This window comes from Streptococcus mitis (assembly GCF_013305725.1).
In the GTDB taxonomy this organism is placed as follows: Bacteria; Bacillota; Bacilli; order Lactobacillales; family Streptococcaceae; genus Streptococcus; species Streptococcus mitis_BO.
In genome coordinates, this window is record NZ_CP047883.1 from 1,977,503 (window position 1) to 2,004,393 (window position 26,891).

General features: G+C 40.5%; 25 protein-coding genes. 10 read left to right on the top strand and 15 right to left on the bottom strand.

What is annotated here, in order from left to right:
- Positions 1–306 precede the first annotated feature (306 nt).
- The 3 genes from M594_RS09530 to M594_RS09540 all read right to left on the bottom strand — a co-directional run bounded on the left by M594_RS09530 (position 307) and on the right by M594_RS09540 (position 3,779).
- Positions 307–936 (bottom strand): ABC transporter ATP-binding protein, encoded by a 630-nt coding sequence (locus tag M594_RS09530; RefSeq protein WP_173876659.1) that lies wholly within the window; start codon positions 934–936, stop codon positions 307–309.
- Positions 933–3,041 carry a bacteriocin-associated integral membrane family protein gene (locus M594_RS09535; protein WP_173876660.1) on the bottom strand — a complete coding sequence of 703 codons (2,109 nt, stop codon included), beginning with the start codon at positions 3,039–3,041 and terminating at the stop codon, positions 933–935. Before M594_RS09535 ends, M594_RS09530 begins: the two co-directional genes overlap by 4 nt.
- Positions 3,042–3,191: 150 nt before the next feature.
- Entirely contained in the window at positions 3,192–3,779 is a 588-nt protein-coding gene (locus M594_RS09540) for a hypothetical protein (RefSeq protein ID WP_173876661.1), read from the bottom strand.
- 333 nt (positions 3,780–4,112) lie between these two features.
- On the opposite strand from M594_RS09540, the gene M594_RS09545 reads away from it, so the two are divergent.
- Positions 4,113–4,976: a helix-turn-helix domain-containing protein gene (locus M594_RS09545; protein ID WP_173876662.1), complete on the top strand. Its 864-nt coding sequence runs from the start codon at positions 4,113–4,115 to the stop codon at positions 4,974–4,976.
- Between the two features lie 51 nt (positions 4,977–5,027).
- Here M594_RS09545 and M594_RS09550 read toward each other — a convergent pair whose 3' ends face one another.
- The gene (locus M594_RS09550; protein ID WP_173876663.1) at positions 5,028–5,678 is read right to left on the bottom strand and encodes a LysM peptidoglycan-binding domain-containing protein; all 651 of its coding nucleotides are present in this window, start codon (positions 5,676–5,678) and stop codon (positions 5,028–5,030) included.
- A gap of 239 nt (positions 5,679–5,917) precedes the next feature.
- On the opposite strand from M594_RS09550, the gene sdaAB reads away from it, so the two are divergent.
- The 3 genes from sdaAB to M594_RS09565 are packed head-to-tail and all read left to right on the top strand — an operon-like array spanning position 5,918 to position 8,124.
- On the top strand, positions 5,918–6,589 hold the full coding sequence (sdaAB, locus tag M594_RS09555; RefSeq protein ID WP_084667718.1) for an L-serine ammonia-lyase, iron-sulfur-dependent subunit beta: 672 nt from the start codon (positions 5,918–5,920) through the stop codon (positions 6,587–6,589).
- A gap of 8 nt (positions 6,590–6,597) precedes the next feature.
- On the top strand, positions 6,598–7,470 hold the full coding sequence (gene sdaAA / locus M594_RS09560; RefSeq protein ID WP_173876664.1) for an L-serine ammonia-lyase, iron-sulfur-dependent, subunit alpha: 873 nt from the start codon (positions 6,598–6,600) through the stop codon (positions 7,468–7,470).
- A 21-nt stretch (positions 7,471–7,491) separates the two neighbouring features.
- Positions 7,492–8,124, top strand: a complete 633-nt coding sequence (locus tag M594_RS09565) for an HAD family hydrolase (RefSeq protein WP_173876665.1) — start codon at positions 7,492–7,494, stop codon at positions 8,122–8,124.
- Between the two features lie 108 nt (positions 8,125–8,232).
- On the opposite strand, the gene M594_RS09570 is transcribed toward M594_RS09565, so the two are convergent.
- On the bottom strand, positions 8,233–10,083 hold the full coding sequence (locus M594_RS09570) for a polysaccharide biosynthesis protein (RefSeq protein WP_001035713.1): 1,851 nt from the start codon (positions 10,081–10,083) through the stop codon (positions 8,233–8,235).
- 236 nt (positions 10,084–10,319) lie between these two features.
- Positions 10,320–11,150 carry a glycosyltransferase gene (locus tag M594_RS09575; RefSeq protein WP_173876666.1) on the bottom strand — a complete coding sequence of 277 codons (831 nt, stop codon included), beginning with the start codon at positions 11,148–11,150 and terminating at the stop codon, positions 10,320–10,322.
- 154 nt (positions 11,151–11,304) lie between these two features.
- On the opposite strand from M594_RS09575, the gene M594_RS09580 reads away from it, so the two are divergent.
- The 6 genes from M594_RS09580 to M594_RS09605 all read left to right on the top strand — a co-directional run bounded on the left by M594_RS09580 (position 11,305) and on the right by M594_RS09605 (position 16,599).
- Complete coding sequence (locus M594_RS09580) at positions 11,305–12,471, top strand: CynX/NimT family MFS transporter (RefSeq protein ID WP_173876667.1); 1,167 nt, start codon at positions 11,305–11,307, stop codon at positions 12,469–12,471.
- Positions 12,472–12,594: 123 nt separating this feature from the next.
- On the top strand, positions 12,595–13,395 hold the full coding sequence (locus tag M594_RS09585) for a hypothetical protein (protein ID WP_173876668.1): 801 nt from the start codon (positions 12,595–12,597) through the stop codon (positions 13,393–13,395).
- Between the two features lie 266 nt (positions 13,396–13,661).
- The gene (locus M594_RS09590; protein WP_000273858.1) at positions 13,662–13,988 is read left to right on the top strand and encodes a PadR family transcriptional regulator; all 327 of its coding nucleotides are present in this window, start codon (positions 13,662–13,664) and stop codon (positions 13,986–13,988) included.
- Positions 13,975–14,568 carry a DUF1700 domain-containing protein gene (locus M594_RS09595; RefSeq protein ID WP_000198685.1) on the top strand — a complete coding sequence of 198 codons (594 nt, stop codon included), beginning with the start codon at positions 13,975–13,977 and terminating at the stop codon, positions 14,566–14,568. The genes M594_RS09590 and M594_RS09595 overlap by 14 nt, the downstream gene beginning before the upstream one ends.
- The gene (locus tag M594_RS09600) at positions 14,561–15,472 is read left to right on the top strand and encodes a DUF4097 domain-containing protein (RefSeq protein WP_173876669.1); all 912 of its coding nucleotides are present in this window, start codon (positions 14,561–14,563) and stop codon (positions 15,470–15,472) included. The genes M594_RS09595 and M594_RS09600 overlap by 8 nt, the downstream gene beginning before the upstream one ends.
- A gap of 62 nt (positions 15,473–15,534) precedes the next feature.
- Positions 15,535–16,599, top strand: coding sequence for a DUF6574 domain-containing protein (locus tag M594_RS09605; RefSeq protein ID WP_173876670.1), 1,065 nt, complete (start codon positions 15,535–15,537; stop codon positions 16,597–16,599).
- Between the two features lie 223 nt (positions 16,600–16,822).
- On the opposite strand, the gene M594_RS09610 is transcribed toward M594_RS09605, so the two are convergent.
- The 9 genes from M594_RS09610 to M594_RS09650 form a co-directional block, all read right to left on the bottom strand.
- Positions 16,823–17,683 carry a DUF4299 family protein gene (locus M594_RS09610; protein WP_173876671.1) on the bottom strand — a complete coding sequence of 287 codons (861 nt, stop codon included), beginning with the start codon at positions 17,681–17,683 and terminating at the stop codon, positions 16,823–16,825.
- A 227-nt stretch (positions 17,684–17,910) separates the two neighbouring features.
- Positions 17,911–18,897, bottom strand: a complete 987-nt coding sequence (locus M594_RS09615; RefSeq protein ID WP_173876672.1) for a rhodanese-related sulfurtransferase — start codon at positions 18,895–18,897, stop codon at positions 17,911–17,913.
- A gap of 131 nt (positions 18,898–19,028) precedes the next feature.
- Complete coding sequence (locus M594_RS09620; RefSeq protein WP_173876673.1) at positions 19,029–19,331, bottom strand: bacteriocin immunity protein; 303 nt, start codon at positions 19,329–19,331, stop codon at positions 19,029–19,031.
- A 62-nt stretch (positions 19,332–19,393) separates the two neighbouring features.
- The gene (locus tag M594_RS09625; protein WP_173876674.1) at positions 19,394–20,083 is read right to left on the bottom strand and encodes a CPBP family intramembrane glutamic endopeptidase; all 690 of its coding nucleotides are present in this window, start codon (positions 20,081–20,083) and stop codon (positions 19,394–19,396) included.
- A 233-nt stretch (positions 20,084–20,316) separates the two neighbouring features.
- Entirely contained in the window at positions 20,317–21,801 is a 1,485-nt protein-coding gene (locus M594_RS09630; protein WP_173876675.1) for an ABC transporter substrate-binding protein, read from the bottom strand.
- 208 nt (positions 21,802–22,009) lie between these two features.
- Complete coding sequence (locus M594_RS09635; protein WP_000818349.1) at positions 22,010–22,933, bottom strand: carbohydrate ABC transporter permease; 924 nt, start codon at positions 22,931–22,933, stop codon at positions 22,010–22,012.
- A 13-nt stretch (positions 22,934–22,946) separates the two neighbouring features.
- Complete coding sequence (locus tag M594_RS09640) at positions 22,947–23,876, bottom strand: ABC transporter permease (protein ID WP_001032152.1); 930 nt, start codon at positions 23,874–23,876, stop codon at positions 22,947–22,949.
- A 208-nt stretch (positions 23,877–24,084) separates the two neighbouring features.
- Positions 24,085–25,965 carry a beta-N-acetylhexosaminidase gene (locus M594_RS09645; RefSeq protein WP_173876676.1) on the bottom strand — a complete coding sequence of 627 codons (1,881 nt, stop codon included), beginning with the start codon at positions 25,963–25,965 and terminating at the stop codon, positions 24,085–24,087.
- Complete coding sequence (locus tag M594_RS09650) at positions 25,959–26,828, bottom strand: ROK family protein (RefSeq protein WP_173876757.1); 870 nt, start codon at positions 26,826–26,828, stop codon at positions 25,959–25,961. Before M594_RS09650 ends, M594_RS09645 begins: the two co-directional genes overlap by 7 nt.
- Positions 26,829–26,891: the final 63 nt, after the last annotated feature.

Below are 26,891 nucleotides of genomic sequence, written 5' to 3' on the forward strand. Positions count from 1 at the left end.
CAGATTTCCCAGAATAGAGCTGTCCTAACTATCGAACAGATTAAATCCATACATATCCACGCAATTCTACGTTTAGAATTGCCATAAAATAAATGTTTTAGGGATATTCGAAGCTTCAGAGTCATACGATTTCTATAGGAAGTATCTTTTTAGTACGTGTGGTTAGTAGGTAATTTTAGGGAATCTCCCAAAAACAACTGATTTCCTATTTTTATCAATCAAAAAATGTTGATAAATGAGTGTTTTAAAATTAAATTTTAAAGGTATCCTTAAATTTAAAGATTTTTGATAAGATTTCTGTACTTTTCACAATTCAATGATACGATGACATTGTTGGGCTACATAAGCATCGTGGGTCACAATAATAACTGTTTTCCCCTCGCGATTCATCTCTAAGAGAAACTTCAAGACCAAATCTCTATTTTCAGGATCCAGAGAACCTGTTGGTTCATCGGCTAAAATCAGCTGGCTGGGTTTTAAGATGGCTCTAGCAACTGCAATTCGTTGTTGTTCGCCACCAGACAACTCGGAGACCTTTTGATGCAAAGTAGCTGACAAACCTACTCTCTCTAAAATCTCTTTCACCTTTTTGAGCTTGTCTTTCTTAGACAATTTCACATATTTCAGCGCCAGCATGAGATTGTACTCGACCGTTTCATCATCAATCAGAGCAAAATTTTGAAATAGATAAGAGATATGTTCACGGATTATTGTTTGCGACTTAGCAGAATTGACCGCTAGATTTGTCTGACCAAAAATCTCATACCGTCCGCTGTAATCACTATCTATCAAACCTAATAAATTTAACAAGGTCGACTTACCACTACCACTTTTTCCAACGATGGCTACCAAATCCCCCTGATCAATCCTGAGAGATAAGTTATCCAAAATCACTTTTCTCCCAATGGTTTTCGTAATATTTTTCAACTCAATCATAAGATGCCCCCTTTCAATAACTCTACTAGACTTTTTTTCTCCATCCTAGAAGCCAAGGCTAGCACAAACAGTATATCCAAACATGTAAAACCTGCAAACAGTAGAAGTGGCAGGAGCGCATGGGCAAAGAAAATCAAGACTAGAAGAGGCAAACTATAGCCCAGCAAGAGTAGGACTAGGAGAGGGCGATAGCGATCGACCAGTTTCCACCCCATAAACTTCTTGGTAATGATATCCCTGCGCTTCAACAAGAAAGTGGTAACGAGTAAAAAGTAGGAGACAATCATACTGAGAAGAGCAAATAAGGCAAAAAGAACGTTAAAATTACGAACAGAATCCCGATAGGTATCAACTAGCTCCTCTTGAATTGCTTGAATCGATGAAAATTTTAAATAGCTACCATCAGATAAGTTATCGATTAACTCTGTAATCACTTTTTGATTTTGTTCTGTATTTTCAACTTTCATCGGATTGTTTAAACCTGTCGTTGACAAGTGAGTCTTTTCTTCCCACATCATGTCTTGATCATTTACCAGACTAATGATTGGATTGTGGAGATTTTCCTTTCGCTCATTATTATAAGGGAAGAAAGACCAATCTCCTTCATAGTAGGCAATTTCTACATCCATATCTTCTATTGTTTGCTTTTGCTGATCTTCATACCTCATAGAAAGATAGGCGATAGATTTTCCCAAGAACTGATTCTTGCCTTCTTGTCCTTTATCACTGGCTGGCATCAAAATAACTTTTTTAGTGCCGATATCAGGTAGCTTAAAGCCCTTACTCTCTAAGAATTGACGGTTTGCATAGTAAACATCTACCTCATCAGGCAGTTGGTAGTGCTGCACTTGTTCTGCTTTGATGACTGGTTTGATAGGAAGACTCGCACCTCGCACATAGTTTACTTGTGTTTTTGCTAGCAAGTCTTGATAAAATTGGTAGAAATAATCTGTAGATTTCCCTGAACCTGCTAGCTCTTCTTGCCACAGGTTATCACTGAGTTGGAAGGTTTCTAAGGTCAGGTAATTGCCTTGGCTTACCCACTGTTGCTGATAAGCAAGTTCTTTGTTTTCTTGTTCTAGACTTCTGCCTACCCCAATCAGTAAGGCCGTCAGTAAAATAGTTGTCCCTATTTTCATCACATAATTGAAGATGAGACCAAGTTTGACAGATGAAAAACCCTTCAACATGGAGCTGACTGTCATTTTCTGAATCATCAGGTAGGTCAGCCAACTGATGAACAAATACAACTGTAAAAGCAGGAATTGGGATAAGAGTAAACTTGGGAACAGAAGCTTTGGTCTGTAGTCCAGCACTAAAAATAGTCCCAAGTCAATGATAAGACTTCCACCCAAGAGAAGATAAAAATTAGTCTTTACAAAACCAGCTAAAATCGCCCTGCTTTGAAAACCAAGTAACTTTTGAACCCCTACTCGTTTCATCTCCATCATCGGCTGATAAACTGTCATTAAAATCACAAGCAAGATTGCCAAGATAAAGATAATGATAGATAGTAACAACTCTTGATTTAGCACTCCAACCTGACTTCGGTAAGTGGGTTCTAATAAAATCGTCTTATCTATCTGGAAAAAATCACTCCACTTTTGTAGAATGGTATCGCGATTTATCTCTTTGCTGGAGGTAATCATGTAGCGCCCATTTACAGTATGGGATTTATCCTCAATATAGGATTGGAAGGTCTGGAGTCGAATGAGTTTCACCTTTAAAAAGGTGGGAATGGTTCCTAGATTATTGGGAAGATCCTGGTTGCTGTAGACTCCCTTTTCATTCTTTGAAAAATCAAGAGAAGTCAGACCGAACTCCTGATAGGGGAAGGTTTCCTTATCAAAAACACCAGCCTTGACCACCTCATCGCCATTATCTACTTTGATAATAGAGACCTTGTCTTGACTTGTAACCTCTTCAAAAAACTGGAGAATAGTTTCTGTCGGTTTAGTGACATCTTTCAAGTACAAGTCAAATGAATAAGCTGTCTTACCCATCTCCTGAATCCGCACTATTTCTCGTGTAACATTTACATTCAGGACAAAAAACGTAGTACACAGTAAGAGCAAGAGCATACAAAGATGACTGATTTTTTTCATAGAGATACCTCCCGTGAAGAGACGAAACTGGGAAAAAACTAACTTTCCAATAAAGCCACACAGTGATTCTCTCAGCTTAATTGTGTTCAAGGCTGCAAACACTGCGTGGCTTTTGAATATTTAGAGGTTAGTTTTTTGAGCAATTGTCAATCAGAATGTTCTTTTATCTGTTAATAATCCTAGAAAATCTTGTCGTTTCAAGTCGGAGAAATGTTTGGTAGAAAGACTTCCTTTTTGAAGTCCATCATCTCTAACCTGCAAATAATAGCTATGTTGGCTTGTTTTAATTGTCAAAAAATCGCCAAATATAAAAACTCTTTTCCAGTTGCGAATCTCAAATTCTTTCATCTCTGATTTTGGAATGCGGATAAGTCCTTGTCTCAAATCACGATGATTCTCACTTGTGAAAGTCATCCCATTCCCAAGATTTCTTATCAGTAGTTCATCTTGAGTTACCATCACCAGTGCTATTTTAGTTAAGAAAATTTCAACTGTTGGTGGTAAAATCGCCAAATCAAACCAAGGATGTAGGTAACGATAAGCTAAGAAATAGTGAGGTTCCTCACCCAATCCTAGTTGTTTATATAAGGCCTTGACCTCACTGTCTAATCTCGCTTCAAAAGACACATCCGAATGCTCTTCTTCCTTCTTCTGATTAAAATAACGCATCCAGACTAGAAAACCTATAAAGACTATAATAAATATTCCTGATAAGAGATATTTTAAATTGTAGTTCATCACTTAACCTCCTGATTCACTACTCTACCTAAAGCAGAGGCCTATCTATTTTGAAAATAGTTCCATAACAACTTTAAATAAGATGGGTGTCATTAAAACTAGGATAATTCCTATCACAAATATCATGACTACTCGAGAAAGTTCCTTATTTTTAAACATTTTTCCACCCCTTTTCTAGCTACATCATAGTACTGTTAAGCCCATTTTAAAATTACACTAAGCTTTTCCACAAGCTTATTTTAGTTTTATTTTCTACTTTTTATATTACTATGATACAATATTTTTAATAGGATTTTATTGTTTGTTAACTTTTTTCACGAAAAGGAGTCAATCATGCGTTATGATTTTGGAAAGGTCTATAAAGAAATAAGAGAGTCAAAAGGATTGACCCAAGAAGAGGTCTGCGGAGATGTCCTTTCAAGAACTAGCCTATCAAAGATTGAAAGTGGCAAGGTAACTCCCAAATATGAAAACATGGAATTTCTTCTCCGACAGATTAATATGAGTTTTGAAGAGTTTGACTACATCTGCCATCTCTATCAGCCGAGCCAACGGACAGAAATCATGCAAACTTATCTCAATATGAATTCCATCATTGGTGGCAGTGGTCTAGTTGATTTTTTTGAAACATGCCAAAACTATCTCAAGACCCATCACGACCTGCCTATAGAAGAAATCAGGGATATGCTGGAAGTTGTCATTCATATCCGTCAACATGGTACAGAGAAACTGTCAGACCAAGTGAAACAAACTGTCAAAAAACTTTGGGAAAAAATTGAAAAACAAGATACATGGTATGAAAGTGACCTAAAAATCCTCAATACCATCCTTTTCAGCTTTCCAATTGAACACCTCCATCTCATCACTGGAAAAATCTTGCAACGCTTAGAGGTCTATAAAAACTACCAACATTTATATGACTTGCGAATGACAATCCTACTCAACCTTTCCACCATTTACTTATACCATCAAGACAAAAACATGTGTCAACAAATCTGCTACACTTTACTGGAAGATGCCAAGAACAAGAAAAGCTACGATATGCTTGCTATCTGCTATGTCCGTATTGGAATTTGTAAGGATGATTCTAAAATTATCCAAAAAGGGTTCTCCCTTCTAGAGCTGACCGATGAAACTTCCATTCTAGCCTTTCTCAAAAAAGAAGTGGAGACCTATTATCAACCGAAAGAAATATAAAAAAGTCGAGGGATTTCCTCGACCTTTTCATATTATTCTGTTCGTTATTTCTTAATACCAACCGTTGTTAAGCCAGAAGTTTTTAGCGGCTGACCATGAACCGTAACGTCCTGCAACATAGGCATCCGCTACACGTTCTTGGTTTTCAGCTGAGTAGTCACCGTTCAAGTATGAATCTGTCAATTGGTAACGTCCAATGTATTGGCCGTTTGTAGCTGTGTAGCTACCGCCTGATTCTTTTTGAGCGATCCATTCTTTAGCTTCTGCTTCAGATCCGCTTACAGTTGCAGCAGGTGCTGAAGCTTCTGTTGAAACAACTGTTTCTTCTGCTGCAGGTGCGCTTGCCGCTGGAGCTGCTTCCTCTGCTACTTCTGTAGTTTCTGCTGCTGGAGCTGAAACAGTTTCATCTTGAGCAGCTGGTGCCGCATAAGTAGCTGGCGCTGGTGTTGCAACAGGTGCTACAGGACCATCGATAACCAACTCTTGACCAACATAAATCAAATGAATGTTGTCGATGTGGTTGTTTTCTGCCAATTTCTCAACAGTTGTGTTGTGAGTTTCAGCGATTTCTGAAAGTGTATCACCTTCTTTAACAGTGTAAGTTGATGATTCTTGAGCAGATACAAATGATGGAGCAAATACTGCAAACAAGGCAGCTACTCCTGCAAGAGTTGTTTTAATCTTTTTAGTTGTTGATTTCATATTTGAAAATTCTCCTTCTTTCTATAGTTCTATCATACCCTTTAAATATTACCGTTTCTTGACACTTTTATGTAGAAATATTACAAAATTATTTTTTATTTCCCTAAATAAGCTATTTTTTGTTACAAAAGATGCTTTTTTATGCTATTTGTAGTGTAAAAAGGTTTTCATCCACAATTAAAGCCAAGACCTTCATTCTTTGATATAATAGAGATAAGAATTTTTATAAGGGGAAACTGATGAAATCACTTCGTTTTCAATCTGTCTTTGATATCATCGGACCAGTTATGATTGGCCCATCTAGTAGCCATACAGCTGGTGCTGTTCGTATTGGGAAGATTGTCTCTTCCATTTTTGATGATACTCCGACAGAAGTCGAATTCCAACTATTTAACTCATTCGCCAAGACCTATCGTGGTCACGGGACAGACCTAGCCCTTGTTGCTGGTATTTTGGGCATGGATACAGATGATCCTGAAATTCCAAACAGTCTGGAGATTGCCCACAAGCGTGGCATCAAGATTGTCTGGACCATTCAGAAAGACAGCAATGCGCCTCACCCAAACACTACTAAAATTACCGTTAAAAATGCCCATAAAACTATCAGTGTGACTGGTATTTCTATCGGGGGAGGGAATATTCAGGTAACCGAACTCAATGGCTTTGCCGTCTCCCTCAATATGAATACACCGACTATCATCATCGTTCATCAAGATATTCCAGGTATGATTGCCCTCGTAACAGAGGCTCTTTCACGCTATGGTATCAATATCGCCCAGATGAATGTTACTCGTGAAAAAGCTGGTGAAAAAGCTATTATGATTATCGAAGTTGACAGTCGCAACTGTGATGAGACCATCGAAGAAATTCGAAAAATCCCTCATCTCCATAATGTCAATTTCTTTAAATAGGAGGAAGCATGTTTTATTCTATCAAAGAATTGGTCGAGCAAGCAGATCTGGACTTTCAAGGAAATGTCGCAGAACTCATGATTACAACAGAGTTTGAATTGACCGGTCGCGAACGTGAAGAAGTCCTCCTTCTCATGGAGCGCAACCTGGAAGTCATGAAAGCCTCTGTCCAACTTGGCCTCAATGAAAATAAATCTCGTAGTGGCCTGACAGGTGGAGATGCAGCCAAATTGGATCACTACATCAAAAATGGAAAAACTCTGTCAGATTACACAATTCTCTCTGCTGCCCGAAATGCTATCGCAGTCAATGAACACAATGCCAAAATGGGCTTGGTCTGCGCTACTCCGACCGCAGGAAGTGCTGGCTGTCTGCCTTCCGTTCTCACTGCTGCTATTGAAAAATTAGACCTCAACCACGAGCAACAGCTGAATTTCCTCTTTGCTGCTGGTGCCTTTGGACTAGTCATCGCAAATAATGCCTCTATCTCAGGAGCTGAAGGTGGCTGTCAGGCTGAGGTTGGTTCGGCCTCTGCTATGAGTGCTGCAGCCTTGACTCTAGCTGCCGGTGGAACACCTTATCAGGCCAGTCAGGCCATTGCCTTTGTCATTAAAAATATGCTGGGCCTTATCTGTGACCCTGTTGCCGGCTTGGTCGAAGTTCCCTGTGTCAAACGTAATGCCATGGGGGCCAGCTTTGCTTTCATCGCAGCAGACATGGCCTTGGCAGGTATCGAATCTAAAATTCCTGTGGATGAAGTTATCGATGTCATGTACCAAGTAGGAGCAAGCATGCCAACTGCCTTTCGTGAAACAGCTGAAGGTGGACTCGCTGCCACCCCTACTGGTCGTCGCCTTCAAAAAGAAATTTTCGGAGAATAAGCTTATCAAATAGGAGAAACCATGACCTCTATCACAGCGATTTTTTTCGATCTGGATGGAACCCTCGTTGACAGTTCTATCGGGATTCACAATACCTTTACTCATACTTTTAAGGAACTAGGGGTGCCTAGTCCTGATGACAAAACTATTCGTGGTTTTATGGGACCGCCTCTTGAAAGTAGTTTTGCGACCTGCCTGCCCAAAGACCAAATTTCTGAGGCTGTCCAGATATACCGTTCTTACTACAAAGTAAAAGGCATCCATGAAGCTCAACTCTTTCCTCAGATTGTAGACTTGCTTGAGAAGTTATCGAGCAATTACCCTCTTTATATCACCACTACAAAGAATACTCCAACCGCTCAAGACATGACTAAAAACTTGGGAATCTATCATTTCTTTGATGGCATTTATGGTTCCAGCCCTGAAGCACCCCATAAGGCAGATGTTATTCGCCAAGCCTTGCAGACACATCAACTAGCACCGGAACAAACCATCATCATCGGAGATACCAAGTTTGATATGCTTGGAGCTCAAGAAACAGGCATTCAGAAATTGGCCGTCACTTGGGGATTTGGGGAGCAAGCAGATCTACTAAACTATCATCCTGATTATATCGCTCACAAACCCATAGAAGTTTTGGAGTATTTTCAATAACATAGACTGGGCGACAACCCCATTTCAGAAGAAAATGGAGCAAGTCTCTACATAACAAAACGCATATTACCAAGGTTCTTCAGACCTGATAATATGCGTTTTTCTTTTTTATTCAACGTGAGTAGTTTGATTGGCAAAGGCGATAATAGCTTGCTTCAACTCATCTCCACTAAGAGTGCGGAACTCTTCAATCTTTTGATCGATGGCTTCTAGAGGCATAACATTAACCTTACCAACGAAAATCTTATCCATAACTTGGTTATCAACAAGTTCGGTTGACACCAAGAGTTCTTCGTAGAGTTTTTCACCTGGGCGGATTCCAACTTCAACAATTGGAATTTCGCTTTCAGTGTGGCCACTTAGAAGGACCATTTTTTTGGCCAAGTCATAAATCTTGACTGGTTTGCCCATATCAAGGATAAAGACTTCTCCATCCTTGGCATAAGCACCAGCATGGATAACCAAACGGCTAGCTTCTGGAATGGTCATAAAGTAACGGGTCATGCGGAAGTCTGTCACCGTTACAGGACCACCTTCAGCAATCTGGCGTTCAAAGACTGGAATCACACTACCACGGCTACCAAGAACATTCCCAAAACGAACCGCACAGTAGGTCGATTGGCTACGTTGGTTAAAGCCAGTGACAATCAATTCCGCCACGCGCTTGGTTGCTCCCATAACATTTGGTGGATTAACCGCCTTATCTGTCGAAATCATAACCATCTTAGGTACTTTGGCTTCATCAACAGCCTTAGCAACATTATAAGTTCCACGAATATTGTTTTTGAAGGCTTCTTTTGGATTGCGCTCCATCATAGGAACGTGCTTGTGGGCTGCCGCATGATAAACAATAGCTGGCTTGTACTGCTCAAAGACTTGCAACAAACGGTCATAGTCTTGAATATCGGCAATAACTGGTACATAATCAATCCCTTGGAACTTGCGAATCAATTCATGATAAACAAGGTAGATTGAATTTTCCCCATGACCGAGCAAAACGATGCGTTCAGGATTGAAACGACTAACTTGGCGACAGATTTCAGAACCGATTGAGCCACCAGCACCTGTAACCAAGATTGTCTTACCTGTCAGTTCTGCGCCCAGACGCGATTCATCAAGACGAATTTCCTGACGACCTAAAAGGTCCGTAATATCAATTTTTTGGAAGCCAGTACCTGCTTGGTGAAGTCCTTGAACAACGGTTTCAACCTTAGGCATCTTGTAACATTTGACACCCAGCTTATTACACATCTGCAAGATACGTTCATATTCTGACGGGTCAAGCGACGGAATCGCAACGATAACACGCTCGATTTGATGGCGTTTGGCTAATTCAGGCAGATCATCATATGAACCCAAAACAGGGATTCCACCAAGTTTTTGACCCTTTTTCTTAGAATCCTTGTCCAAAATACCGACAAGTTCTAATTCACTAGTTGGATGTTGGTAACTATCCATAAAGAGGGCTCCACCATCACCGGCACCAATCAAGAAGGTCCGACGGTGTTCCCCATCACCACTTCCCTTTTTGCGTTTAGAGTAGATTAGCTGCCAAGTAATCCGTGGCAATAAAATCAAGAAGGTACTCAACAAGATAAAGAGAATGATGAAACGGATTGAAAAAAGTGGCAAGAAAGCATAGCATATACTATATGACAAGATACTGCTAGCAGTCACACCAAAAAAGATTTTCATGAAATCCGTAATCTTGCTGTAACGACTAATACTAGCGTTCAACCCCCAAAATCCAATCATCAATTGATAAAACAGGAAGGCCAAGCTCGTATAGATGATGTAGTCAACAGGTGCTGGATTAATCAATCCGTAGAATAAGATATAAGATACAATGATGGAAACCACCATACTCAAAATATCAAATATTCCCCAGAAAACCTGTTTTTGTTGTTTATTTAAAATTTCCACCAGATCAATCACATAATCTGTGAGTTTTTTATTCATAGAAATTTACTCCTCCTTAAAAGAGCTGGATAATTATACTCAATGAAAATCAAAGAGCAAACTAGGAAACTAGCCGCAGGCTGCTCAAAACACTGTTTTGAGGCTGTAGATAAGACTGACGAAGTCAGTCACATACATACGGCAAGGCGAGGTTGACGCGGTTTGAAGAGATTTTCGAAGAGCATTATATTGTTATTATAACACTTTTTATCTAGTTTACGATTTGCTACAATCTTTTACTTGCTTTTTCGTAACAGTTTCATAAAAATAAACTGTCGGACAAATCCGGGACAAAGGGCAACCACCATCTGAATGGCAACACTCTTGGCATACTCCATGTAAGAAATTTGTCCTCGCTTCAGCATCCGTTGACGAGCTTGACGATAGAGTTTGAGGTAACGCAGTCCCCCACGACGCTCAAACATCCCTGCTCCGACACGAACCTTACACAAGATTTGATCCAGATTTCCAGTCTTGGCTCCTGCAGCAATCATATTGAGCCAGAGGAGGTCATCCTCCATATAGAGGCCATCCTCATAGTTACCTGCCTTGAGAACCATGTCCTTCTTGAACATGACAGTCATATGGTTAAAAGCACTTCTCATCCTTTGATAAGCCACAATCTCTGCATGCTGGGTTGGAACACGACGGTAAGAAACAATCTCATCAGGATTGTCAATAAACTCTGCAATATGTCCACCTAATAGGTCGAGGTTGTCCTTCTCCATTAGCTGAACCTGTTTCTCAAAACGGTCTGGAACAGCTATATCATCTGTATCCATACGAGCGATGATATCGTACTGACACTGCAAAACACCCTGTCGAAGAGCCAGACCCAAACCTTGATTCTGCTCAAGAGGATAGCGTTTCACTGGAATATCAGACTCAGCTTCAAGCTGGTCTAATACCTGATAGAGCTCAGGTGTCAAAGGCCCATCCTCAACCAGAACCAACTCGCTCGGTTTCAGGGTCTGATTTTGAACACTCTCAATAGCATCCTTTAAAAATATCGGATTTTCCTTAATATAGACCGACATCAATACGCTGATTTTTTGCTTTTCAGACACAGTTTTTCTCCAATGTATAGATTTCCTTCCACTATTTTATCATAATTTTCAAGACTTTCCCATTTTTATCTTGAAAGCCAGAAACCTTACTTGACATTATAGGGAAAAAGCCTTAAAATAAGCTGTTATTAAAATCAGCTAGGAGAGGTATTATATGAAAAAGCAATCACTCTTTTTTGTTCCAGGTATTATCCTGATTGGTGTTTCCTTGCGGACTCCTTTTACTGTTTTACCTATTATTTTGGGAGATATTTCGCAAGGGTTGGGAGTAGAAGTTAGTTCGCTTGGTGTCTTGACCAGCCTTCCTCTCCTCATGTTTACCCTCTTCTCACTCTTTTCTACCCGACTGGCTCAAAAAATTGGCTTGGAGCATCTCTTTACCTATAGCCTTTTCTTCTTGACCATCGGTTCTCTGATTCGACTAATCAATCTGCCCCTACTCTATCTAGGAACCTTGATGGTTGGGGCAAGTATCGCAGTCATCAATGTTCTGCTTCCTAGTCTCATCCAAGGCAATCAACCAAAGAAAATTGGTTTTCTGACCACCTTATATGTAACTTCTATGGGGATTGCGACGGCTCTGGCTTCCTATCTAGCCGTGCCCATTACACAAGCCAGTTCTTGGAAAGGACTTATCATCCTCCTCACCCTGCTCTGTCTAGCAACTTTTTTGGTCTGGCTGCCAAATCACCGCTATAATCACAGACTGGCTCCACAAACCAAACAAAAAAGCAAAACAAAGGTCATGCGTAACAAACAGGTCTGGGCAGTTATCGTCTTTGCAGGTTTTCAATCCTTGCTCTTTTACACTGCTATGACTTGGTTACCTACTATGGCCATCCATGCAGGCCTATCCAGTCACGAAGCTGGCTTACTGACCTCTATCTTCTCTCTGATTAGCATTCCTTTTTCAATGACTATCCCAAGCCTGACAACCAGCTTGTCTACTCGCAACCGTCAGCTCATGCTCACTCTGGTTTCACTAGCTGGTGTGGTCGGTATTTCCATGCTCTTTTTCCCAGTCGGTAATTTCTTTTACTGGCTCGCCATCCATCTCCTCATCGGAACCGCAACTAGCGCCCTCTTCCCTTATCTCATGGTCAATTTTTCACTCAAGACAAGTGCTCCTGAAAATACAGCCCAATTGTCAGGCCTATCTCAAACAGGAGGCTATATCCTAGCAGCTTTTGGTCCGACCCTCTTTGGTTACAGTTTTGACCTTTTCCACTCTTGGGTACCAGCGGTAGCTGCTCTCTTACTCGTCGATATCATCATGACTGTGGCCCTCTTTACAGTAGACAGAGCTGATAAAATCCTTTAATTTTTCTAAAATACTTCTCAGATATAAACAATAAGTGTTGAAACAATTATATCGGTGATAGTGATGAACTGGAGAATCTCTCTCTTTGTAAAATAACTACCCGAGAATAATCAGGAGGTTGCCATGGCAATAGACGGAGTAAAGATTATAGACAGCGATGATGCTTACGATATCTATAACACCATAGTGGGAAGATATAAAAACGGCGAAAATATTGCTAAGATAATCGAAGATATTTTAAATGATGAAAATAATTTTTGTATAGATGATTTTTATACTGAGATTTATTGGGCAGCCTTTGCCTACTCCTTGTGGAAGATTGGACATTTACCAGAAGACATAAAAAATAAAACTCTCAAAATCATCGAAAAAGGAGCGGATAAGTTCTGGCTTGAAATTGACAGCAAAGCATTGAAACAAAGACAGAAAGCACTTGATAAACTAGCTATTCAGCTACAAAGTGTCAATCCGAAACCTCTTAAAATTCCAAAGATAAAAACAAAGAGAGAGCCGTACTTTAAGGTAGGAGATGTGCTTGTGGTTCAATTTGAAAATGAATACGGAGTCGGTTTTGTTTCAGATCTGGACCAAAGTCCGAGAAAAATAGAATATCACCTAGCCTTTACAAGGTTACTACAAAAGAATAAGCCCACTATGACGGATTTTTTGAATAGCGAGATTGCTTGCAAGATGAATAATAGACAGTATGCTATTGATACTGACTGTTGGTTTAATCACAAGGATTTGGGGCTTTTACTAGATAAATTCGAGAAGATTGGTAAGGTCATATTAGAAGATTATGCTCTGTGGACTTTAGCACCTGCCTGCACCTTGGGTGATATCTATGAAGAAATCACAGCGACTAAGGGAGCCCGAGGTCTTCGTTTTATGGAGACGTATAAATTGATAAAAGATATGGAATAAATGAGTAAGATAAGGGTTTAGATGGGAAAGGAATCTGTTTCAAAGTATATCCTAGATTATACATCATGATTCTAGCTTATCTTTAAAATATAAATTTCTGTGAAATAGCTGATGTTAGTTCCTCTAAACTTCTAGTTTTTCCTAGAAGTTTTTTTATATATAAAAATTTTACACATTTCTCTTGACAGGGCTTTCATTTAGATGTACAATATATGTGTAGAAAAATTATATATAAAAATCTTACACATTAGAAAAGGAGGTTCCCCATGTACTTTCCAACATCCTCTGCCTTGATTGAATTTCTCATCTTGGCCGTACTGGAGCAGGATGATTCTTATGGTTATGAGATTAGCCAAACCATTAAGCTGATCGCTAATATCAAAGAATCTACACTCTATCCCATTCTCAAAAAATTGGAGGGCAATAGCTTTCTGACAACCTATTCTAGAGAGTTCCAAGGTCGCATGCGCAAATACTACTCCTTGACAAATGGTGGTATAGAACAGCTCGTGACCCTAAAAGATGAATGGGCACTTTATACAGACACCATCAATGGCATCATAGAAGGGAGTATCCGCCATGACAAGAACTGAATACCTGACTCAGCTAGAACTCTATCTCAAGAAACTACCTGAAGCTGATCGCATCGAAGCCATGGACTATTTCAGAGAACTCTTTGACGATGCTGGAGTCGAGGGAGAAGAAGAACTCATCGCTAGCTTGGGAACTCCTAAGGAAGCAGCCCACGAAGTTCTATCAAATCTTCTAGATAAAAAAATCAATGAAGCGCCTGCTCAAAAGAATAACCGACAAATTTTGCATATCGCCTTGTTAGCTTTGCTTGCAGCCCCTATTGGTATTCCTCTGGGAATCGCCATCCTCGTGTCCCTGTTCGCAATCCTTGTTGCTGCTTTGACTGTCATTCTGGCTTTCTTTGCAGTTTCCATACTTGGTATCATCGGCGGATTCCTATTTTTAGTTGAAAGTTTTACTGTCCTAGCCCAAGCTAAATCAGCCTTTATCTTGATTTTCGGTTCTGGTTTACTAGCTATCGGTGCTTCTTCGCTGGTTTTATTAGGTATTTCCTATGTAGCTCGCTTCTTCGGTCTACTCATTGTTCGCCTGGTGCAATTTGTTCTTAAAAAAGGAAAGAGAGGTGACCAGCATGCGTAAATGGACAAAAGGATTTCTCATTTTTGGTGTTGTGACTACCGTTATCGGCTTTGTCCTGCTCTTTGTAGGCATCCAATCTGACGGAATTAAGAGCCTACTTGCCATGTCCAAAGAACCTGTCTATGATAGCCGTACGGAAGAGCTAACCTTTGGCAAGGAAGTCGAAAACCTAGAAATTACTCTCCACCAACACGCGCTGACCATCACAGACTCTTTCGATGATCAAATCCACATTTCTTACCATCCATCTATTTCTGCTAACCATGATCTTATCACAAATCAGAACAATAAAACGCTGAGCCTAACGGATAAAAAACTGTCTGAAACTCAGTTTCTATCTTCTGGAATTGGTGGGATTCTCCATATCGCAAGTAGCTACTCTAGTCGTTTTGAAGAAGTTATTCTCCGACTACCAAAAGGGAGAAATCTAAAAGGAATCAACATCTCAGCCAATCGCAGACAAACCAGTATCACTAATGCTAGCCTTGAAAATGCGACCCTCAATACAAACAGCTATATCCTCCGAATTGAAGGAAGTCGTATCAAAAACAGTAAACTCACAACCCCTAATATCGTCAATATCTTTGATACAGATCTTACAGATAGTCAGCTAGAGTCAACAGAGAAGCACTTCCACGCTGAAAATATCCAAGTCCATGGTAAGGTTGAACTGACTGCCAAAAAGTATCTCAGAATCATCCTAGACCAGAAAGAGAACCAACGAATTAACTGGGACATCTCAAGCAACTATGGTTCTATCCACCAATTCACAAGAGAAAAGCCTGAATCAAGAGGCACGGAATTAAGCAACCCTTACAAAACTGAAAAAACCGATGTCAAGGATCAACTCATTGCTAGAGCTGATAATGATATTGAGCTAATATCCATACCAAACAGACGTTGACAAAAGCGCTTACATTTGCTACTATGGAAGCATATTTATCTAACTAAAAAGGAGGTTCTACCATGAAACAAGAATGGTTTGAAAGTAATGATTTTGTAAAAACAACAAGCAAGAACAAACCTGAAGAGCAAGCTCAAGAGGTTGCAGACAAGGCTGAAGAAACGATAGCCGATGTCGATACACCAATTGAAAAAAATACTCAAGTAGAGGAGGAAGTCTCTCAAGCTGAAGTCGAACTGGAGAGTCAGCAAGAAGAGAAAATTGAAACGCCTGAAGACGGTGAAACGAGAACAGAAATAGAAGAAAAGAAAGCATTAGATTCTACTGAAGAAGAGCAAGATCTTTCTAAAGAAACAGAAAAAGTCACTATAGCTGAAGAGAGCCAAGAAGCACTTCCTAAGCAAAAAACAATCTTGAAAGAGCCACTTCTTATCAGTCAATCCTTAGAAAGTCCCTATATCCCCGACCAAGCTCCAAAATCTACGGATAAATGGAAAGAGCAAGTGCTTGATTTTTGGTCTTGGCTAGTGGAGGCTCTCAAATCTCCTACAAGCAAGCTTGAAACAAGTGGCACACACAGCTACACGGCCTTTCTATTACTCATTCTGTTTTCTGCATCTTCCTTTTTCTTTAGTATCTACCACATCAAACATGCTTACTATGGACATATAGCAACTATGCATAATCACTTCCCTGAACAATTTGCTTCATTGAATCTCTTTTCGATTATCTCTATCCTAGTAGCAACAACACTCTTCTTCTTTTCATTCCTCTTGGGTAGTTTCGTCGTGAGACGATTTATCTACCAAGAAAAGGACTGGACGCTAGAAAAGGTTCTCCAACAATATAGTCAACTCTTAGCCATTCCAATCTTCCTCACTGCTATTGCTAGTTTCTTTGCCTTCTTTGATAGCCTACGATTTACAGCTCTCTTGTGTGTGATTAGCATTGGAATCATTCTGCTCGCTAGTCTCCATATCATTACAAGGCCAAGTCAAGCAAGTGAAACCGACTCCTTCTATCAGTTATTCTTATCTGTCCTTGTGAACGGAGTTATTATCCTCCTCTTCTTTGTAGCTGAAGTGGCGCTGATTGGAGATTACCTTCGTATCTTGGCCTTTCTTTAAACTTCATACTCTTCGAAAATCTCTTCAAACCACGTCAGCTTCGCCTTACCGTAGATATATGTTCCTGACTTTGTCAGTCTTATCTACAACCTCAAAACAGTGTTTTGAGCAGCCTGCGGCTAGCTTCCTAGTTTGCTCTTTGATTTTCATTGAGTAGCAATCCTGTCTTCCATGGCAGGATTTTTTATATATCAAAAAGCAAGTCGATTGACCTGCTTCTGCTTTACTTTTCTTGTGCTAATGTTTTAAAATCTTTGTCTAAGATGGGTTGCACTTCTAATTGATTGGCGTCTAGTTGGTGGTAAGATGCTGATGGTAATGACTCTAGGAATTTTGCATAGTCCAAGCGGGCAATGGCTTCATAGTCTTCTGGTTTAGAGCCGTCTCCTGTGATTTGAACCAAGTCAATCTCCCACTGGACTTCCTTATCCACCAATTGCTCAATATAGGCAGCAGGAACAAATGGTTCTCTCGGTAAAACAGTCTTGACTCCTTGAGCCAGATGATAAACACCGTGCACTTGGCCTTCTCCATCCTGATAGAAGGAAACTCTTGCAAAGTAGGCGTCTGTCTCTTGAACCGCACGCACACGCGCTTCAAACTGAGCCAAGCCATCTTCCCCTAAAAAGCTTTTCAAGTCCTCATGACTAAAGAAAACAGGATTAAAAATTCCTTGGCAAATCGTAAAGCGGGCTGCAGTGTCTGCTAGATGGGCTTGAATACCTGCTTGGAAATAAGCTTCAAAATCAAAACCATTTAGTCCTTCAATCTCAGTTCCTGTATAAGCAAGTAGGGCTTCTAAAAATGCTTTGATAATCTGCCAGTCTGTCTTCGTTAGTAGGTCAGGAAGATCGACACGGTAAGCCTTTTGACCATCATCATAACTGACTTTAAAAAGAAATTGTGATTGCCCCACTATCGCACACTCGATATACTCTAGACGATTAAGAGGCTGACGGAGATAGACGGCATCATAACTATGCGACTCCAAACCATCTACCAAAGCCAAGATAGACTTGGCAGTCAAAATCTCCTGTTCTCCTAAAATGCTCTGTTTATTTGGAATAAAAAATGTTTTCACCATAACTGAACTCCTTTGAAATCGTTTACATATAGTATACCTTATTTTTCTGAAAGATACAAAAACAAACTTTATACTCTTCGAAAATCAAATTCAAACCGCGTCAGCTTCGCCTTGCCGTACTCAAGTACAGCCTGCGGCTAGCTTCCTAGTTTGCTCTTTGATTTTCATTGAGTATTAGATTTTTGAGTAAAAAGCATAGAAAAACAGCCCCTGAGGACTGTTTGATTTTATACAGTAACTGCTTGATCCAAGCTTTCACCGATAGCGGTTAGGCGCTCGACAACTTCAGCTTGTGTCAATTCATTTTCTGAAACATAGCGGTTACGTGGGTGAACACGGCACTCGTGTGAGCAGCCACGAAGGTACTTATCTTCATTTTCTTCTGATGTCAAGATACGACGATTACAGAATGGATTTCCACAGTTGACATAACGTTCACATGGTGTTCCATCAAACCAATCTTTCCCTACGATGGTTGGGTTGACATGGTTTACATCTACGGCGATACGCTCGTCAAAGACGTACATTTTCCCATCCCAAAGCTCTCCTTGGACTTCTGGGTCTTTACCGTAAGTTGCGATTCCTCCGTGCAATTGGCCAACATCTTTGTAGCCTTCACGGACCATCCAGCCTGAGAATTTCTCACAGCGAACGCCACCTGTACAGTAAACCACGACACGCTTGTCCATGAATTTTTCCTTGTTATCACGAACCCATTGTGGCAACTCACGGAAGTTGCGGATATCTGGGCGGATAGCCCCACGGAAGTGTCCTAGGTCGTACTCATAATCGTTACGTGTGTCAAGGACAACTGTATCTTCGTCAAGAAGGGCTTCTTTGAACTCTTTTGGAGACAAGTAAGCACCTGTTGTTTCAAGTGGGTTGATGTCGTTGTCAAAGTCGTTGTCTTCCAAACCAAGGTGGACAATCTCTTTCTTGTAGCGAACAAACATCTTCTTGAAGGCTTGTTCACTTTCTTCGTCAATCTTGAACCAGAGGTCTTCCATACCTGGGAGGCTGTGAACGTAGTCCATGTATTTTTGAGTTGTTTCGTAATCACCTGAAACTGTTCCGTTAATTCCTTCGTCAGCGACTAGGATACGACCTTTAAGGCCGATTGATTTACAGAAAGCCAAGTGGTCTGCAGCAAATTGCTCTGCATTTTCAATTGGAGTGTAAAGGTAGTAAAGTAAGACACGAATATCTTTTGCCATAAGATTTGTTCTCTTTTCTATTCTTAAATTTTCAGAATTTTTCATCTAACTATACTAGTATACCTGCTTGAGAAAGCGAATGCAATTTATTTGACTGGAAATTGTAGAAAAGTGCTTATCCCTGCACTTCATCAGTAACCATAGCGAATAGCAGATAATTCTCTCAATTTTTTTATTTGCTCGGCTTGATTTTCTGACAAAATCAACTTATTATCAATCAACACACGTGAGATATCAACATTCATTTGACTCAATATAAAAGGAGTAGAAGTCCCATCGTCCTTCAATCTTCTTTGATAAATAACTAATTGATTTTTCAAGGGAGTCAGCTGAGGCGTATCCTTTATGTCTTCTAGTAGATGATATAGGATAGTCATCGCTTCACAACGTCTTTCGCTTCCTCCAGCGAACCATTTTAATGATGTCGTACTCATTTACCTCCTGAAACTCGCTTATAAATTGAAAAACTATAATTCCTAACTCTCATGCTATTATTTTACCCAAACACCCTGTGTAAAAAAGTCAGCAAAAATGGTAATGTTGCGAAAATATTATTGATCACATGCACCACATAGGAAGGATAAATGCTCTTTGTATAGCGGGTCAAACTAGCAAAGATGATGCCAGATGTTGCAAAGACGAAGATATCTAACAAACTAGGCAGGCTTGAAAAATGAGGAAGAGCAAATAAAATTGACGGAAGAAGCAAATCAAGGCCAAATCTCGAATGCTTAAAAAAGGCGTGTTGCAGTAATCCCCTATAAATCAACTCTTCCATCAGTGGAGTCAGAAAGAACAAAGTTATATAGATACCTAGCTCAGCAAAGTTGGTCCCACTATAACCGATCAATACAGCCCAACCTTCAGCAGTTGACTGAACATGTTTAACTGTCTGAACGTTAAAAGAGATCTGGAGCACTACCACTAATACTGTCAAAATCGAATACCAAAGCCATTTTTTTCTTGGAATACGAAAGAGATAGCCATGCCCTGTCTTAACCAGAATCCAAATCATGACTCCGATAAATAGCAAACTCAAGATATTTTGAATCCAGAAGAAATTGCCTATCTGGGAAGAAAATTGCCAATAATTTTGAACAATAAGCGTCAGCTGAGAAAGACCAAATACGAAAAATAAGTAAGAGAAAACTGCGCTTATTCTGAAGACAAGCTGATACTTCTTCATATGAACTCTCCTTTGTAAACTCGAGACATCTCTAATATAAGCTATATTTTCCTAAATCTTTACTCCAAATCCTAAATGGTACTTGAGATTTCCTGAATGGTTAAATAGTGATAAGAAAAACATATATATCTATGCTCACGTTTCAAAAAATCACTGCCTCCCCCAGATAAGCCTGAGGAAAACAGTGATTCAATTTTTAGGAATTAGGAATGAATACACGAAATCAATTGATCTTATGATTTTTTGTTTTTCAAGAATTCATCGTATTGTTTTTGCATTTCGTTCAATACTTTATCGTAAGCACCTTCAGATTTCAATTTTTCCATCAATTCTGGAATAGCTTTATCTGGGTCTACAGTACCAGTGTTAATAGCTGTATCGAATTGTTGCATTGTGTTAGAGATTGCTGAGATTTCAGATTTCACATTGTCAGTGTTAAAGATGAATCCAAGTGCTGGAGATTCTTTAGCTTCTGCCAATTGTTTCTTAGAATCTTCGATTTGTTGGTCTGTAACGTTTTCGTTGATGTAAAGGATCCAGTTGTTACCAGTGTTCCATCCACCCATGTGAGTGTTTCCTTTGTAGCCATCAAGGACTTTAACACGATTTTCTTTACCTTCAATTTTTTCCCAGTTCTTGCCTTCTGGACCGTAAACAAGACCGTTCAAGAGTTCTGGGTTAGTGTTCAAGAGGTTCAACACTTCCATTGATTTTTCTTTGTTCTTAGAGTTGTTTGAGATGACAAAGTTAGCAACTTGTGTTGTTTGGTTTTTCTTGATGAAGTTAGTGATTGGTTTGATTTGGATGTCTTTGTTTGCAACACGTGAAAGCAAGCTGTTACCATAGTCAGCTGGTCCTACTGTTTCTTCACGAACGAACCAAGTATCTTGTTGAAGGTCAAATGAAGTATCGCTTGTTGCTACGTCTTTTGGAATGTATCCAGCTTCATAGAATTTGTGAAGAGTCTTCAAGTGTTCTTTGAAGCGAGGTACTTCGTAACGGTTTACGATCTTAGTAGTGTCCCCTTCAAGGTCGATAACGAATGGAAGTCCATTTGGAACTGGGTAGTCAAAGTTATCAGATGGGATGAAGTTCTTAGTAACCGCAAATGGCACTACATCTGGAGCTTTTTCTTTGATTTGTTTCAAGACTGGTTCAAGTGTTTCATATGAAGTGACACCTGAAATATCGATACCGTATTTAGCAAGAAGAGTTCCGTTGAAAGCGAAGTTTTGAGATGATGCAACGTTGGCTGCAACTGGAACTGCGTAAATTTTACCGTTAATGCTGTTACCTTTGATGTAAGCTGGGTCAAGTGCTTTATAAAGCTCTGCTCCTTCTTTCTTATACAAGTCAGTCAAGTCAGCATAGGCACCTTTTTGAGCATTTACAACATAGTTAGATGCAAAGGCGATATCGTAGTTTTCACCAGATGATGTGATAACTGACATTTTCTTATCATAGTCACCCCATCCAAGATATTGGATATCCAATTTAGCACCAACTTTTTCACCGATGATTTTGTTAGCATTTTCTAGCAATTCATCTAAGTTATCTGGTTTGTCACCAATTTGGTACATTTTGATAACAGTTTTTTCACCTGAAGCTGAGTCAGCAGCTTTTTTGCTGTTACCTGAAAGGTTTCCACAAGCAGCGAGACCAGCAGCCAAAGCGACTACACTAGCAGATGCAAAAGCATATTTTTTCCAGTTTTTCATGATAAAAACTCCTTTTTTTATTTTTAAACTTATAAACAATGTAATGATCTTATACTCAATGAAAATCAAAGAGCAAACTAGGAAACTAGCCGCAGGCTGTACTTGAGTACGGCAAGGCGACGTTGACGCGGTTTGAATTTGATTTTCGAAGAGTATTAACTTCACACAAGGGAAGTTGGGAACTGAGAAATGTTCTTCTCAACAAGCACTATTCTTTCACGCCACCGATAGTCAAACCTTTTACAAAGTAGCGTTGGAAGAATGGATACAAAATCGCGATTGGAAGGGTTGCGACCACAACCATGGCCATACGACCTGTTTCTTTCGGTAGAGCAACTCCCAGTTGACCAGATAGGCCGACTGCTTTGGCGATGTAGTCCATATTTTGTTGGATTTGCATGAGCAAATATTGCAATGGATACAAGTTGTCACTCTTGATGTAAAGAAGGGCGTTGAACCAGTCGTTCCAGAAACCAAGAGCTGTCAAAAGCGTGATGGTTGCGATACCTGGAAGTGACAATGGCAAACAGATTTGGAAGAAGATTCGGGCTTCACTGGCACCATCGATACGAGCGGATTCAAGAATGGCTTCTGGGATAGTCTTCTTAAAGAAGGAACGCATCAAGATGATGTTAAATGGAGAGAGAAGCATGGGAACAATCAAAGCCCAAACTGTATCACCAAGTTGAAGCAAACGAGTGACCACGATATAGCCTGGTACCAAACCAGCGTTGAACAACATACTAAGAAGGGCAAAAATCGTAAAGAATCTGCGATACTTAAAGGTTGTCCGTGAAATAGCGTAGGCATAGGTTGTTGTGATAAAAACGTTTGTGATAGTCCCCACCACTGTTACAAAAACTGAGATGAAGAGGGCTTGGAGGATTTTATCCTTAAATTGTGCCAAGAACTCAAAACCGTCTAATCCAAATTGGGATGGGAAGAAGCTATATCCATTTTGGAGGATACTCTTTTCATCTGTCACAGAGATAACAATAACAAATATGAAGGGTAGGATACAAGAGAGGGCAATCAAACCAGAAATGGTACTAAAGAAGATATCTGCTTTCTTACTGAAGGAGTGAATGCCGACATTATCAATTTTTTCTTTTTTAATTTTCTTTTCTGCCATATTCTCCTCCTTTCTAGAACAAAGCTGAGTTTGGATCAACTCGTCTTGCCAGTAAGTTTGATAGGATAACCAGAATCAAGCCGACAACTGATTGGTAGAGACCTGCCGCTGAAGCCATCCCGATATCCGCTGTCTGAGTCAAACCGTTATAAACATATACGTCCAAGACGTTGGTTACGTTATAAAGCTGACCAGCATTGTGGGGGATCTGGTAGAAGAGACCAAAGTCTGCACGGAAGATATTTCCTACTGCAAGGATGGTCAATACGGTTACCAATGGTGTCAACTGCGGAATAGTTACATTGCGAATTCGTTGCCATTTGCTGGCCCCATCCACTGTCGCTGCTTCGTAGTAGGTTGGATCAATTCCCATGATTGTCGCATAGTACATGACACTGCTATATCCAAAGCCTTTCCAAATACCTAGGAAAAGTAGGAGATATGGCCAGATACCCAAATCAGCGTAGAAATTGATTTCCTTCATTCCGATAGATTCTAGGAAATGGTTGAACACCCCTTTATCAATGTTTAGGAAGGCATCTGTAAAGAAACTGATGATAACCCAAGACAGGAAGTAAGGGAACAACATGGAAGTTTGGAAGATCTTAACCATTCTCTTAGAACGGAGTTCACTGAGGATGATGGCAATTCCTACAGATACAATCAAACCGATAAAGATAAAGCCGAGATTGTAGAGGACAGTATTTCGTGTGATAATAAAGGCGTCTTTTGAACTAAATAAGAATCTGAAATTATCGAGTCCGACCCATTTACTATTCACGATACTATCTATAAATCCATTACTGGTCATGTGGTAGTCTTTAAAGGCAACCACGTTTCCAAATACTGGAATGTAGAAGAATAGAATCAACCAGAGTGCCCCTGGCAAAACCATTAAGAGAAAGATCCAGTTGTCTCTCAAGGTTTTTGAAAACTTATTCATAATTTCCTCCCTTTTTTATTTTGATATCCATCTAAAAATTCCTTTTTAGACTTTTGATAACGATTACATTATTAGTATACTCCTATTTGAAGGTTAGGTTAAACTACTAATTATAGAAAAAACTCCACAAATTATTTTATGTGGAGTACTTTTGAAGAAAGGGATGTTTCACGAGAAACACTCTGCCCAAGGAAAGGTGTTCTTGTTTTTAGGTCGTATAAATCGTTGAAGCTGTCGCAATAGTATGCCACTGGTTGGCTGTTGTGGCTGCGAAGTCATTGTCTGCGTAGAAGTCAGTAAATGGTAAGATTTCCTCTTCTAGCTCATCGATGCGGTCAATCTGACCTGCCAGATAAGCCTCGATACGACTTTCTGCTCGTTTGATGCGTTGCAAGAGTCCGCCCATACGGATATCGACCGTATCCAAGCCAAAAACCTTGTTTTCTTTCAGCCATTGGTGGCTAAAGAGGGCATGAAAGTCTTCAATTTGGCTTCTGAGTTCTGGTAATTCTTGTCTGGCGATTTCTTGCAGGCTTTCTTTATCATCCGCTTGATAGGCTTGACGAATGCGTCGTCCAACATCAACCTTACTACTTAAAATAGCATTCAACTGAGCTTGAGTTTCAAAGAGATAAGCGTAGATGCCTGCTTTGTCTTTAATTTCTGACAGAATCTCAGCAGCTTGGGCAAAGTGGGGTTTGTCCTGTTCAGGTGTCATGTGTCGATCAAGAATCGGACAGAGAATATCCTGATAAAAGACATAGCGGTTGGGATTGATACCACTGAGATTGCCTGGTAGATCTGGTAAAAGGTTGGCAAGGTCGATCTGCATAAAGTCCTCAACCAATAGACCTGTGTTGGTCTTGAAGTGTGCAGACAGTCGGTCTAGGTCATTGCGATAGCTGAGTTCTGCCCAGATTTGCAAGCTTGGTAGAATAGAAAACTGAGCGGTCTCACCACCATTGTCCCCCCAACCCGTCACAATGACTTCTTTAATCTCATTGGCACGACAGGCTTTATTGGCTTCAAGAGCGATGAGACGGCTGAAATGGTTATTGGGTGTGAAACCAATCCACTTCCAAGCACCACCTGCAAAGGCAAGGTCATGACTAATCTTATGATGGTTGCGGAAATTGCGGTTGTATTTTTCCTCGCTATCCTGATAATAGTCCCAGTAAACCAAGGTCACACGTTCTTTGAGACGGTCTAAGTAGACACGCGTTTCCTCTGGAATTTCCACGTCACGGTCGTACTGGCCATCTGCTGACATAAGTTTAAAGAACATATCGCTCCACATCTGGCAGTGGAAACCATATTTGTCAGCAATATCCAGCACGCGCTCCAAGTGTTGGCACATGAGGAGACTACGATCCACAACACCGTTCAATATCAAGTAACGTCCCAAACCAACCAAGTGGGCTTCGTCCATCCCGATATTGACCTTGCGAGTTTGTAGTTTAGATAGAGTAGCAAACATGCCATCAATCAAGTCATAAACCTTTTCTTCGCCGATAAGGAGGATATCCTCCACATCACGGAGCTCCTGAACTTCTTTGACACCCCATTTAACAAAGGCTGACAAGTGGGCCAAGGTCTGGATGCAAGGCACAAAGGTCATGTCAAACTGTTGGGCATAGGCTTCGATTTCCTGCAATTCCTCAGCTGAGTAGGCTCCACGGAAATAGCCAAAGTAAGGCTGCCCCTCAATCTGGTAGGTGTCTTCCATGTAAAGCTCAAAGGTTGAGTAGCCCATGAGAGCCAAAACCTCAATCATCTGCTTGGCAGAAGCGACATTCAGCACTGCATTTCGCGAACAGTCTGCCATATAAGCCAAATCTTCATAAGCCGCCTGCTCCTTAATCTCTACTTTATCACCTTCTACTAGAGCTGTTGCCAACAAGGACAAGGCACGATAGAGTTGGTGGGATTTGCGATAGGTTAGTTGATAGTGGCCACCCTCACCCTTGATAGAGATAGAGGCTTGGTCAGACTGAGCGACAGCTACTTCCACATCTGGTAGAGAAATGTGACCTTTTAAAACCTTAATAGCTTGTGCTTGTTTGTCACTAATTCCTGTAAAAATTACCATTGATTTTCCTCCTGTAGCCAGTTGACAAGGGCACCGTAGAGATTGGCATCTGCATGATAGGTGCAAGCTTGGATAACTGGTGCGACCGTGTATTCTTCGTAGGTCTCGACAAAGTCATCAACAGCCTTCTTGACACCTTGGATGAAATCTGGATTTTGACTGATAGAGCCTCCCAGACTGATGACATCTGGGTCGATGAGATATTGGATATTGAGCAAGCCTTGCGCCAGATTGCGGTTCATGCGCTCAATGGCTTCTTGACAAAGGGCATTTCCTGCTTCGGCCTCTTGGTAAATCTTGCGACCGTCCCAGTCAGTCTGATCAGATTTTTCAATCACGTAGCGCACCATATTTCCAGTTGACGCTAGTTGCGACCAGTTGTTGAGCTTTTCAGCAGGGGCAAGGGTTGTCATGTAGCCAAATTCTCCACCCAGACCGTGACGACCTCGATGAAGTCTACCATTGATAATCATGGCTCCGCCAATCCCTGTCCCAATCACGACACAGGCTGCATTTTCAAGTTCTGGATGGGCTAGTAGTTCACTGAGTCCAACGCAGTTGGCATCATTTTCTAGATGGACAGGAATCTGATAAGAGCTAAGCGCCTCATACCAAGAAAATCCGTGGATGTAGGGCACGGCACTGAAGCCATCAATCACACCTGTTTCTTGATTGACTGCACCTGGAACACTCATAGCAATCCCGCTATAATCCTGTTCTGACAAGCGTTTGTCTAACCAAGCTAGTAAATCCTCCAAACTTTCAGGCGTTGGAATGCTTGTCTTATTCAGTATTTTCCCATCAGGAGTCAGACTGGCAAACTTAATCCCAGTCCCTCCGATATCAATCGTTGCAATGGTCATTGTTTTTACCATAAAAGGGGCGAATCAGCAGTTAGTTCTTACTTTTTCGCCCCTCCTTTCTTT

Bases quoted from the DNA above. Each gene is read 5' to 3' on its own strand.
- M594_RS09530 (WP_173876659.1), bottom strand. From the start codon at position 936: ATGATTGAGTTGAAAAATATTACGAAAACCATTGGGAGAAAAGTGATT.
- M594_RS09535 (WP_173876660.1), bottom strand. From the start codon at position 3,041: ATGAAAAAAATCAGTCATCTTTGTATGCTCTTGCTCTTACTGTGTACT.
- M594_RS09540 (WP_173876661.1), bottom strand. From the start codon at position 3,779: ATGAACTACAATTTAAAATATCTCTTATCAGGAATATTTATTATAGTC.
- M594_RS09545 (WP_173876662.1), top strand. From the start codon at position 4,113: ATGCGTTATGATTTTGGAAAGGTCTATAAAGAAATAAGAGAGTCAAAA.
- M594_RS09550 (WP_173876663.1), bottom strand. From the start codon at position 5,678: ATGAAATCAACAACTAAAAAGATTAAAACAACTCTTGCAGGAGTAGCT.
- sdaAB (WP_084667718.1), top strand. From the start codon at position 5,918: ATGAAATCACTTCGTTTTCAATCTGTCTTTGATATCATCGGACCAGTT.
- sdaAA (WP_173876664.1), top strand. From the start codon at position 6,598: ATGTTTTATTCTATCAAAGAATTGGTCGAGCAAGCAGATCTGGACTTT.
- M594_RS09565 (WP_173876665.1), top strand. From the start codon at position 7,492: ATGACCTCTATCACAGCGATTTTTTTCGATCTGGATGGAACCCTCGTT.
- M594_RS09570 (WP_001035713.1), bottom strand. From the start codon at position 10,083: ATGAATAAAAAACTCACAGATTATGTGATTGATCTGGTGGAAATTTTA.
- M594_RS09580 (WP_173876667.1), top strand. From the start codon at position 11,305: ATGAAAAAGCAATCACTCTTTTTTGTTCCAGGTATTATCCTGATTGGT.
- M594_RS09585 (WP_173876668.1), top strand. From the start codon at position 12,595: ATGGCAATAGACGGAGTAAAGATTATAGACAGCGATGATGCTTACGAT.
- M594_RS09590 (WP_000273858.1), top strand. From the start codon at position 13,662: ATGTACTTTCCAACATCCTCTGCCTTGATTGAATTTCTCATCTTGGCC.
- M594_RS09595 (WP_000198685.1), top strand. From the start codon at position 13,975: ATGACAAGAACTGAATACCTGACTCAGCTAGAACTCTATCTCAAGAAA.
- M594_RS09600 (WP_173876669.1), top strand. From the start codon at position 14,561: ATGCGTAAATGGACAAAAGGATTTCTCATTTTTGGTGTTGTGACTACC.
- M594_RS09605 (WP_173876670.1), top strand. From the start codon at position 15,535: ATGAAACAAGAATGGTTTGAAAGTAATGATTTTGTAAAAACAACAAGC.
- M594_RS09610 (WP_173876671.1), bottom strand. From the start codon at position 17,683: ATGGTGAAAACATTTTTTATTCCAAATAAACAGAGCATTTTAGGAGAA.
- M594_RS09615 (WP_173876672.1), bottom strand. From the start codon at position 18,897: ATGGCAAAAGATATTCGTGTCTTACTTTACTACCTTTACACTCCAATT.
- M594_RS09620 (WP_173876673.1), bottom strand. From the start codon at position 19,331: ATGAGTACGACATCATTAAAATGGTTCGCTGGAGGAAGCGAAAGACGT.
- M594_RS09625 (WP_173876674.1), bottom strand. From the start codon at position 20,083: ATGAAGAAGTATCAGCTTGTCTTCAGAATAAGCGCAGTTTTCTCTTAC.
- M594_RS09630 (WP_173876675.1), bottom strand. From the start codon at position 21,801: ATGAAAAACTGGAAAAAATATGCTTTTGCATCTGCTAGTGTAGTCGCT.
- M594_RS09635 (WP_000818349.1), bottom strand. From the start codon at position 22,933: ATGGCAGAAAAGAAAATTAAAAAAGAAAAAATTGATAATGTCGGCATT.
- M594_RS09640 (WP_001032152.1), bottom strand. From the start codon at position 23,876: ATGAATAAGTTTTCAAAAACCTTGAGAGACAACTGGATCTTTCTCTTA.
- M594_RS09645 (WP_173876676.1), bottom strand. From the start codon at position 25,965: ATGGTAATTTTTACAGGAATTAGTGACAAACAAGCACAAGCTATTAAG.
- M594_RS09650 (WP_173876757.1), bottom strand. From the start codon at position 26,828: ATGACCATTGCAACGATTGATATCGGAGGGACTGGGATTAAGTTTGCC.